The organism is Myxococcus vastator (assembly GCF_010894475.1).
GTDB lineage: Bacteria > Myxococcota > Myxococcia > Myxococcales > Myxococcaceae > Myxococcus > Myxococcus vastator.
On sequence record NZ_JAAIYB010000389.1, the window covers coordinates 1 to 8,026 of the forward strand.

Annotated in this window: 6 protein-coding genes; 4 read left to right on the plus strand and 2 right to left on the minus strand. The window is 70.7% G+C overall.

What is annotated here, in order from left to right:
* The 4 genes from G4D87_RS29055 to G4D87_RS29070 all read left to right on the plus strand — a co-directional run.
* Window positions 1-898: PEGA domain-containing protein (locus G4D87_RS29055; protein WP_163785964.1), on the plus strand; the 898-nt coding region annotated here is incomplete at its 5' end.
* Between the two features lie 21 nt (window positions 899-919).
* Window positions 920-2,677, plus strand: a complete 1,758-nt coding sequence (locus tag G4D87_RS29060) for an ATP-binding protein (protein ID WP_163785965.1) — start codon at window positions 920-922, stop codon at window positions 2,675-2,677.
* Window positions 2,678-2,737: 60 nt separating this feature from the next.
* Window positions 2,738-3,295, plus strand: coding sequence for a gamma-glutamylcyclotransferase family protein (locus tag G4D87_RS29065; protein ID WP_163785966.1), 558 nt, complete (start codon window positions 2,738-2,740; stop codon window positions 3,293-3,295).
* Window positions 3,296-3,364: 69 nt separating this feature from the next.
* Window positions 3,365-4,819: a DNA/RNA non-specific endonuclease gene (locus G4D87_RS29070; protein WP_163785967.1), complete on the plus strand. Its 1,455-nt coding sequence runs from the start codon at window positions 3,365-3,367 to the stop codon at window positions 4,817-4,819.
* Between the two features lie 46 nt (window positions 4,820-4,865).
* Here the strand turns inward: G4D87_RS29070 and G4D87_RS29075 are convergent, their stop codons facing one another.
* Both G4D87_RS29075 and G4D87_RS29080 read right to left on the minus strand, forming a co-directional pair.
* Entirely contained in the window at window positions 4,866-5,819 is a 954-nt protein-coding gene (locus G4D87_RS29075) for a L,D-transpeptidase family protein (RefSeq protein ID WP_163785968.1), read from the minus strand.
* A gap of 77 nt (window positions 5,820-5,896) precedes the next feature.
* Window positions 5,897-8,026 (minus strand): LysM peptidoglycan-binding domain-containing protein (locus tag G4D87_RS29080; RefSeq protein ID WP_240358695.1); only part of this gene is annotated, 2,130 nt, incomplete at its 5' end.

The following is an 8,026-nucleotide window of genomic DNA, read 5'->3' on the forward strand; positions in this document are numbered from 1 at the left end:
GGCCCCGCCCGCGCCGGTGGCCCCCGCGTACGACGATGAAGACGACGTGGACGCCCCGGCGCGGCCCACCGGCGCGATGCCGCCCGTGGGCGGCCGTGCGCCCATCCCGAGGAAGGTGCTCTTCGGCGGCATTGGCGCGGTCGCGGTGCTGGTGCTGGCGCTGATTGGCTGGGCGATGTCCGGGCCCGGTGTGGGCTACGTGCTGGTGGACCTGCAGGGCGTGCCCTCGGAGGTCCGCGGCCGCCTGCAGGTGCGCCTGGACACGCAACTGGTGCCCCTGGAGGGTGGCAGCGCGACGCTCCTGCGCGAGGTGCCCGCCGGCAAGGTCATGGTGGTGGTGAGCGCGGAGGGCTACAACACCTTCACGAAGACGGTGGACGTCGCCGCGGGCAAGGACGTCACGCCCGTGCAGGCGGTGCTGGAGAGCCTGGTCCGCACCGCGGCGTTGGTGCTCACGACGGAGCCCGCCACGGCCGAGGTGAAGGTGGATGGCCGGGTGGTGCGCGAGCAGGGCAAGGTGGCGGCCTACATCAAGGATGTGCCCCTCAACGGCTCGGAGTGGGTGGTGGAGGTGAGTGCGCCTGGCCACAAGCCGGCGTCCAAGCGGGTGCCGGTGTCCGGCGCCGGGCCGGTGGAGGTGTCGCTCAAGCTGGAGCCGTTGGTGACGCGGGTGTCGGTGAAGGTGGAGTCCAAGCCGGCCGGTGCCACCATCTTCGTGGACGGCAAGGACATGGGCGCCACCACGCCCGCCGTCGTGCAGGTGTCCCCCAGCGCGCGGCAGCTCACCCTGAAGCTGAAGTGCCACAACGAGGCGGAGGTGGACGTCCCGGACGCGGCGCCAGGCAATGAGCCGGCCACGGCGAGCGTTTCCCTCAAGCGGCAGCCGCGCTGCCGTTAGCGCGAGAGGAGGCGGGAGTTCGTGAGCAAGGTGCGCAAGGTGAGCAAGGCAGATCCCCTGGCGGATCTCCCTCGCTGGGCCCAGCAGTTGGCCCGGAAGTACTACACGAAGACGGTCAGCGCCTTCCTGCTGTACGGGGCCGTGCGGGATTTGCAGCCCCTGCAACTGGAGGATGGCGGTCGCGGCTTCGGCACGCTCAAGACGTTCCTCTCCGAGGAGCTCTTTGGCGGCAGGGACCACGTCATCTTCTATGACCGCTCTTCCGGCATCCGCTCCGCGACGCCGGAGACGCAGAAGGATCTGCAGCGGGCCATGACGGGCTACGACGCCCTGTACGGCACCGACTACGCCAAGGTCATGCCGCGCGATCCGGGCCGCGCGCTCCAGATTCTGGAGAACTTCATGCGCATGCGCCTGAGCGAGGGCCGCTCGCTGGCGCTCATCATCGACTTCGCGGAGACGCTCGTCCCCGGCGGAGAGATGAGCCACCTCTCCAGCGAGGACCGCTTCGTGGTGGCCACGCTGGACAAGTGGGCGCATGACCCGCAGTTCCTCGCGGCCGACGTGTCCGTGGTGCTGCTGGCGGAGAACCTGGCGGACGTGTCGCCGCGCATCAGCCGCAACCCGTACGTGGCGCCCATCGAGCTGCCCCTGCCCACGGAGGAGGAGCGGCTGGAGTACGTGCGCTACAAGCTGGAGGGCAAGCGGCTCCAGTCGGTGTCGGACGTGCCGCTGGCGGGCCTGGCGAAGATGACGGCGGGCCTGTCCCGCATCAACCTGGACCGGGTGCTCACCGAGGCGCTCGAGCGCGAGGTGCGCATCTCCTCCGAGCTGCTCAAGGAGAAGAAGCGCGAAATCATCCAGGCGGAGTGCCACGGCCTGCTGGAGTTCATCGAGCCAGTGCACACGCTGGACGCGGTGGCGGGACACGCCAAGGCCAAGCAGATGCTGCGGCAGGCCGCCGCGGCCCTGAAGAAGGGGCGCCTGGAGGTCATGCCCATGGGCTACCTGCTGGCGGGCCCCGTGGGCACGGGCAAGACGTTCATGGTGAGCTGCTTCGCCGGGGAGATTGGAATCCCCGTGGTGAAGTTCCTCAACTTCCGCAGCCAGTGGCAGGGCGTCACCGAGGCGAACCTCGAGAAGATCTTCAACCTGCTCAAGGCCCTGTGGCCGGTGGCGGTGATGATTGACGAGGCGGACACGTTCCTCGGCAACCGCGACTCCGGCGGGGACTCCGGGACGAGCAGCCGCGTGTTCGGCTCCATCGCCTCGTTCATGGGCAACACGTTCTACCGCGGGAAGATTGTCTGGTTCCTGATGACGGCGCGGCCGGACCTGCTGCCCATCGACCTCAAGCGGCAGGGGCGCGCGGAGGAGCACCTGGCGCTCTTCTACCCGCAGACGGACGCGGAGCGGGACGAGCTGTTCCAGGTCATGTCCAAGAAGACGGGCGTGTCCGTGGACGGCGTCGAGTCCTTCTCCACGCTGATTCCGGAGGGCGTGCGCGCCTTCAGCGGCGCGGACATCGAAGCCGTCATGGTGCGCTCGAAGTTCCGCGCGCTGGCGGAGGGCCGCGAGGGGGTGACGAAGGACGACCTGGCCGCGGTGCTCGCGGACTTCGTGCCCCCCAGCTACCCGCTGGAAATCGAGCTGCAGAACCTGGTGGCGGTGCAGGAGTGCACCAGCCGCGAGCTGCTGCCCGAGGGCTTCCGCCAACTGGACCGGGACTACATCACCCGGCGCGTGCGCGAGCTGAAGGCGCTGCTGGAGTCGCAGTAGCCTTGGCCGCCTCACGCCCAGGCGCTTGTCCTGGGCGCACGGTCCGCTGAGACTGGGGGCATGGCTGCTGGCCCCACTGCTCCGCGTTCCTGGTTCGCGTACTCGCTCGACCTGGCCCCGGTGATTGCGCGCGAGCGCCTCCCGGGGCTCCCGCCCATCCCCGACGTGCTGGAGGGCGAGCTGGCCGAGGCGCTCGACGTGGACGTCGTCTATGACGTGGCGTCAGCGGCCTGGGGCGGGAAGGTGGCCCGGCTGGTGGATGCGCCGGGCCGCAAGCTCCCCGGCATGCTCCGCCGCGTTCCCACCGACGCCTGGGACGCGCTGGTCCGCCTGGAGTCGGCGATGGCGGGCGCCACCGACGTCCGGCAGGTGAAGGTGCGCACCTTCACCGGGGCCGTGCTCAGCGCCCACGTCTTCACGCCCGCGGCTCCCGCGACGCCCGCCCAGGGGCTCGTGAGCGAGGCCTTCCTCGTCACCCTGGCGCTGTCGGCGGAGGAGGCCGGGCTGTCCTCGGACTACGTGGAGCGGCTCCAGGCCGAGGCTCGGATTGTCCAGGCCCTCCAGAAGGCGGGCCCCGAGGCCCTGAGCCCGTCAAAAGCCCCCGGAAAGAAGGGTTAGGCGGGTATCCAGGTGCGAAGCGACCCCTGGATTCTTTTTCTTCGTAAGAAAACGGAGCCGTGACGCAACTTGGCGCGGCGAACGGCCGACGATGGGAGGCGGGGCCCCACCTCGTGTTTCTCCTCGTCGGCCCCGAGGACATTCAGGATGACGCTGCGACCCACCTCGACGCGAGTCGTTCCCCCGCGCCCGGCATCGGCCGCTTCGCCCCTCAATGCCGTCACCACGCCGGGAGGGAGCTGGAGACGCTCGACGGCCCGCGAGGTGCCCATTGGCGAGCTCCAGGAGAAGTTCGGCTGGACGGATGAGAGCTGGCAGGTGGGGTTGATGAACGCGGCGGACGCCGCGAGCGGCGTCAAGTCGCGCAATGGCAACGGGGCGGTGTCCGCGGCGGAGTTGGAGCGCTACCTGGCCGCGCCCGAGGACGGGCAGTACCTGACGTCCACCGCGCTTCAGCAGAAGCGCTCCGCGCTGGACGCGAAGCTCGCGCAGGGGAATGGCACTGCGGTGGACGTGGACGCCTTCGAGGGCGGCTGGCAGGCCACGGTGGCCCGGCGCGCGGACCTGCTGGGTGGCAACGCCGACGGCCAGCTCAGCGCGGAGGAGCTGGACGCGTTCATCCAGGCCTCGAAGGCCGGCAAGCACGCGGACACCCGCTGGGTGCCGGACCAGCAGATGGCGGCGCTGCAGAGCCGCGTGGCCGAAGCGGCCGGTGAGTTGGATCCGCTGCGTCCGGAGGGGGCGCCTGGCGCCAATGGCCTGAGCCTGGTGAAGGAGTACGCGCGCCTGGCGCTGGACCAGGGGGCCAACGTGCCCACCTTCGTGAGCTACATGCTGTCCGCGGCGGACGTCCAGGAGACGCCCGCGGGCGTGAGCCGTCTGGAGAGCACCTTCGTGCGCGACCCCGAGCTGGGCCGCGCTGGCGTCACCGACTCCGACTACACGAACACGGGCTTCGACCGCGGCCACATGAAGCCGGCGGAGGACTCGCCCACGCAGGAGGCGATGAACGAGAGTCACCAGATGAGCAACATCGCCCCGCAGCACGGCAACCACAACCAGCAGGTGTGGCGCACGCTGGAGCAGGGCGTTTCGGGCCTGGTGAACTCGCAGGGCGGCAAGGCGTACATCCTCACCGGCAACCTGTACCTGGATGACCAGGGGCAGCCGGTGCCGCCGGCGCAGCGGGAGACGACGGGCGCGGGCGAGCGCCGCCTCGCCATCCCCACGCACAACTTCAAGACGGTCCTCCACGAGCTGCCGAACGGCGGCCTCACCATGTACGCGTACCTGGTGCCCAACGCGAAGGACGGGCCGTCGAAGAAGGAGGACATCCTTCCGTTGCTCGACTCGCACCGCGTGCCCGTGGACCGCATCGAGGAGCTGCTGGGGCAGGACCTCTACGCCAACCTGCCCAAGCGGGTTCAGGACAAGCTGGAGAAGGGCACGCCGGGCGAGGGCGTCTTCCAGCGCGACAGCCTGTACTTCGCGGCCAGCCTGTTCCGCTTCGCGCCCGGCAACTGACGCGGGGCTTCTCGGCCTGGGCTTCGCTTCAAGGCGAAGCACGGGCTCACGCCACGGGGCGCGGTACGCCCAGGTGCGGGTCGTCCACGTGCTCCACGACGGCCACGCGGTCGCCGACGGAGAGCGCGTCGTGCAGCACGCGCACGGCCTCGTTCGAGTGGCGGATGCAGCCGTGCGAGACGTCGGTGCCCAGGAGGGCCGGGGCGTTCGTTCCGTGCAGCTCCTCACCGGAGTGCCGGCCATCCGCCCAGGAGAGGTCGAGCATGCGCACGCCGAAGACGTGGCGGTCGTTCCACAGCCGTGCGCCGGCCGCTTCGGTGGCCAGTTGATCCAGCTTCGTGCGGACCACCTTGAGCCCGGTGCGGGTCGGGGAGGCCGCGGCGCCCGTGGCGTTGGGGAAGATGTCCACGAGCTGCCCATGGGTGTCGAAGAGGAAGGTCCGGTGCTCCCGGAGGGCCACCACCACGCGGACCTGCTGTCCGTCGAAGAAGGCGGAAGGCAGTCCCCGTGTCTGCCCACGTGCCCCTGGCGCTGGCGCCAGCGCATCCAGTGCGCGCAGCGTGGCGGCATCCAGGGCGCCCGTGGGGAGGACGGCGGGGAAGGTGCGCGAGGCATGGACCTGAAAGTTCCGCAGCGCTCGGGCGGTGTGCGGGCCGTGGCGCCCGTCCGCGCCGCCGTGCAGGGCGAAGCCCAGGTCGAGCAGGGCGGCCTGTACGGCGCGGAGGCCCTCGCCCTGGCTACCTGCGCCCAGAACCTGGGCCCCTGACGCGACGTCCGCCAGTTGGGGCAGCCCGGTGAAGCGCGCGTTGGCAGGGGGCGCTGGGGTGCGCGCGAGCCGGTCCACGCCCTCCAGGGGCAGGGGCGTCCCGGACGGTGGACGCGCATCCACCGCGCGCTGGACGCGGGTGGACTTCCCAATGGAAACCGGAGGCGGCGCGTCCGTGACGTCAGGTGGAAGGACGGGAAGGCGGGTGCTCGTCGGCGAGATGGATGAGGTCATCCTCCGCGTCTGTGCAAATCACTCGCCCGAAGCCAGCCCGTGCGGACTCCGTGCGCGTCGTCCCGTCGCGCCGGAGGCTACGGCGCGCTGAGGAGCAGGACCTTCCCCGTGGGGAGGGTGCGGTGGTCCTTGATCTTGTTCCACCGCATGATGTCGTCCACGCTGACGCCGTAGCGCTGCGCGATGGACCAGAGCGTCTCGCCCTCCGCCAGCGCGTGGACCTTGCCGGCCTTGCCCGCGGGCCTGGCGACGCTCACCGAGTGCTTCGCCAGCACCGTGCCGCCGCGCTCCTGCACGCTGGCGGTGGCCGTGTTGCCGTCGGGCCAGACGAACAGCGTGGAGCCCACCTGGAGCGTCGGGTTGCGCCGCTTGAGGTTGTTCCACTGCTTCAGCGAGTCCACCGACACGTTGAACTTGTTCGCAATCACCCAGAGGCTGTCGCCGGACATCACGCCGTACGTCACGCGCGTGCGCCCGTTGATGGTCTCCTTCTTCACGGGACCCGCGGCCACCGGGCCCTTGGGCGTGCCCGCCGGGACCTCGTCCTCGGGCCGCACCACCACGCCGCTGCGGCGGGCCTGCGCCACCTTCGTCGCCAGCGCGCCGCCCGAGCGCTTGCCGGCGGGAATCGGAATCACCAGCTCCCCGCCCACGCGCAACCTGTGGGCCGACTTCAACTGGTTCATCTGGAGGATGGCCTCGGACGCCGTGCCGTACTTCTCCGCGATTTGAGACAGGGTGTCGCCGCGCTTCACCCTGTGGATGCGGAAGGTGAGCCGCTCCGCGGGGCTGATGCGCTTGTAGTTGTCCGCGAACTGCGTCCCCGCCCCCTTGGGGAGCCGGAGCGTGTAGGGCTTCTTGGCCGTCGCCGGCGGGGTACACCAGCGCTTCAGCTCCGGGTTGAGGTCCTGCACCACCTTGACGGACACGCCGGCCGCGCGGGCGAGGACGTCCAGGTCCGCCGCGTCGGTGAGCTGCACCTCGTCGAAGTCGAGCACGGGCTCGGGGTCGAACTCGTTCTCTTTGAAGCCGAACGCCGCCGGGTGCTTGGCCACCAGCGCCGCGGCAATCAGCTTGGGCACGTAGTGCTTCGTCTCCTTCGCCAGCCCGCGCTCTTCGGACAGGAGCCAGAAGTCCGTCGTCCCGTGCCGCGCCACCATCCGCCGGACGCGCCCGGAGCCGGTGTTGTAGCCGGCCCACGCCAGGTACCAGTGCCCCAGCTCTCGCTTGAGGTCCTTCAGATACGACGCCGCGGCGTGGGTGGCCTTGATGGGGTCCCTCCGCTCGTCCACCCAGAAGTCCTGCTTCAACCCGTACTGCTTGCCGGTGCTGGAGATGAACTGCCACGGCCCCGCCGCGTGCGCCCACGAATAGGCGTGCGCGGAGAAGCCGCTCTCAATCATCGCCAGGTACACCGTGTCCTTCGGCAGGCCGTACTGCTCCAGGATGGGGTGCATCACCGGCACGTACCGGGCCGCGCGCGACATCCACTTGCGGAACCAGCGCCGGCCGGGGCCCTGGAAGAACTGGACGTACTGGGCCACCAGCGGCTGCATCTCCACCGGGATGTCGTAGCGGTCCTGAATCTGCCGCACGTCGAAGGTTGCCAGGTCCGTGATGAGCGGAATCTCCGGCAGCGCTTCGTCCTCGCGGAAGGTGTGCTCGTCGAGCGCGTCCAGCATGCGCATCCGCAGCGGGTTGGCGAGCCCGAGCCGCCGCAGCGACTGCATCACCTCGGCGGTGGAACGCGACGCCGGGTCCAGCGCGGCGCCCTCCAGGGCGCGCAGCTCCTCCAGCTCGGCGGACTCGGATTCGACGGTGTCGCGCGTGGCCTCGCCCTGCTCGGAGGCGTCCTCGGCGACCATCGGCGTGCCGGGCTCCAGCGGCTCCAACGCGGGCGCATCGGCCTCATCGGTCGCGGCCTCCGCCGCGCCGGAGTCAGCGCCTGGCGCCACCGCGGGGCCCGACGGCTTCGCGGCGCTGGAGTCCACCGCGGCGCCAGGCTCCGTTGCGGCGACTCGCGCCTTCTCTCCATCCGTCACCGGCGACGGAGCCTCGCCTGCCGGCTTCACGGCGACGGGCGCTGCTCCCAGGCTGGCCGTGGGCGCCTTCTCGGCAGGTGACTGCGCCGCGGGGGCCTGCGCGCCGTCGGATGCCACCCCCTGTGCCTTGGCGGGAGCGGGCCCCACGGGCGGTGGGGTGGGCCC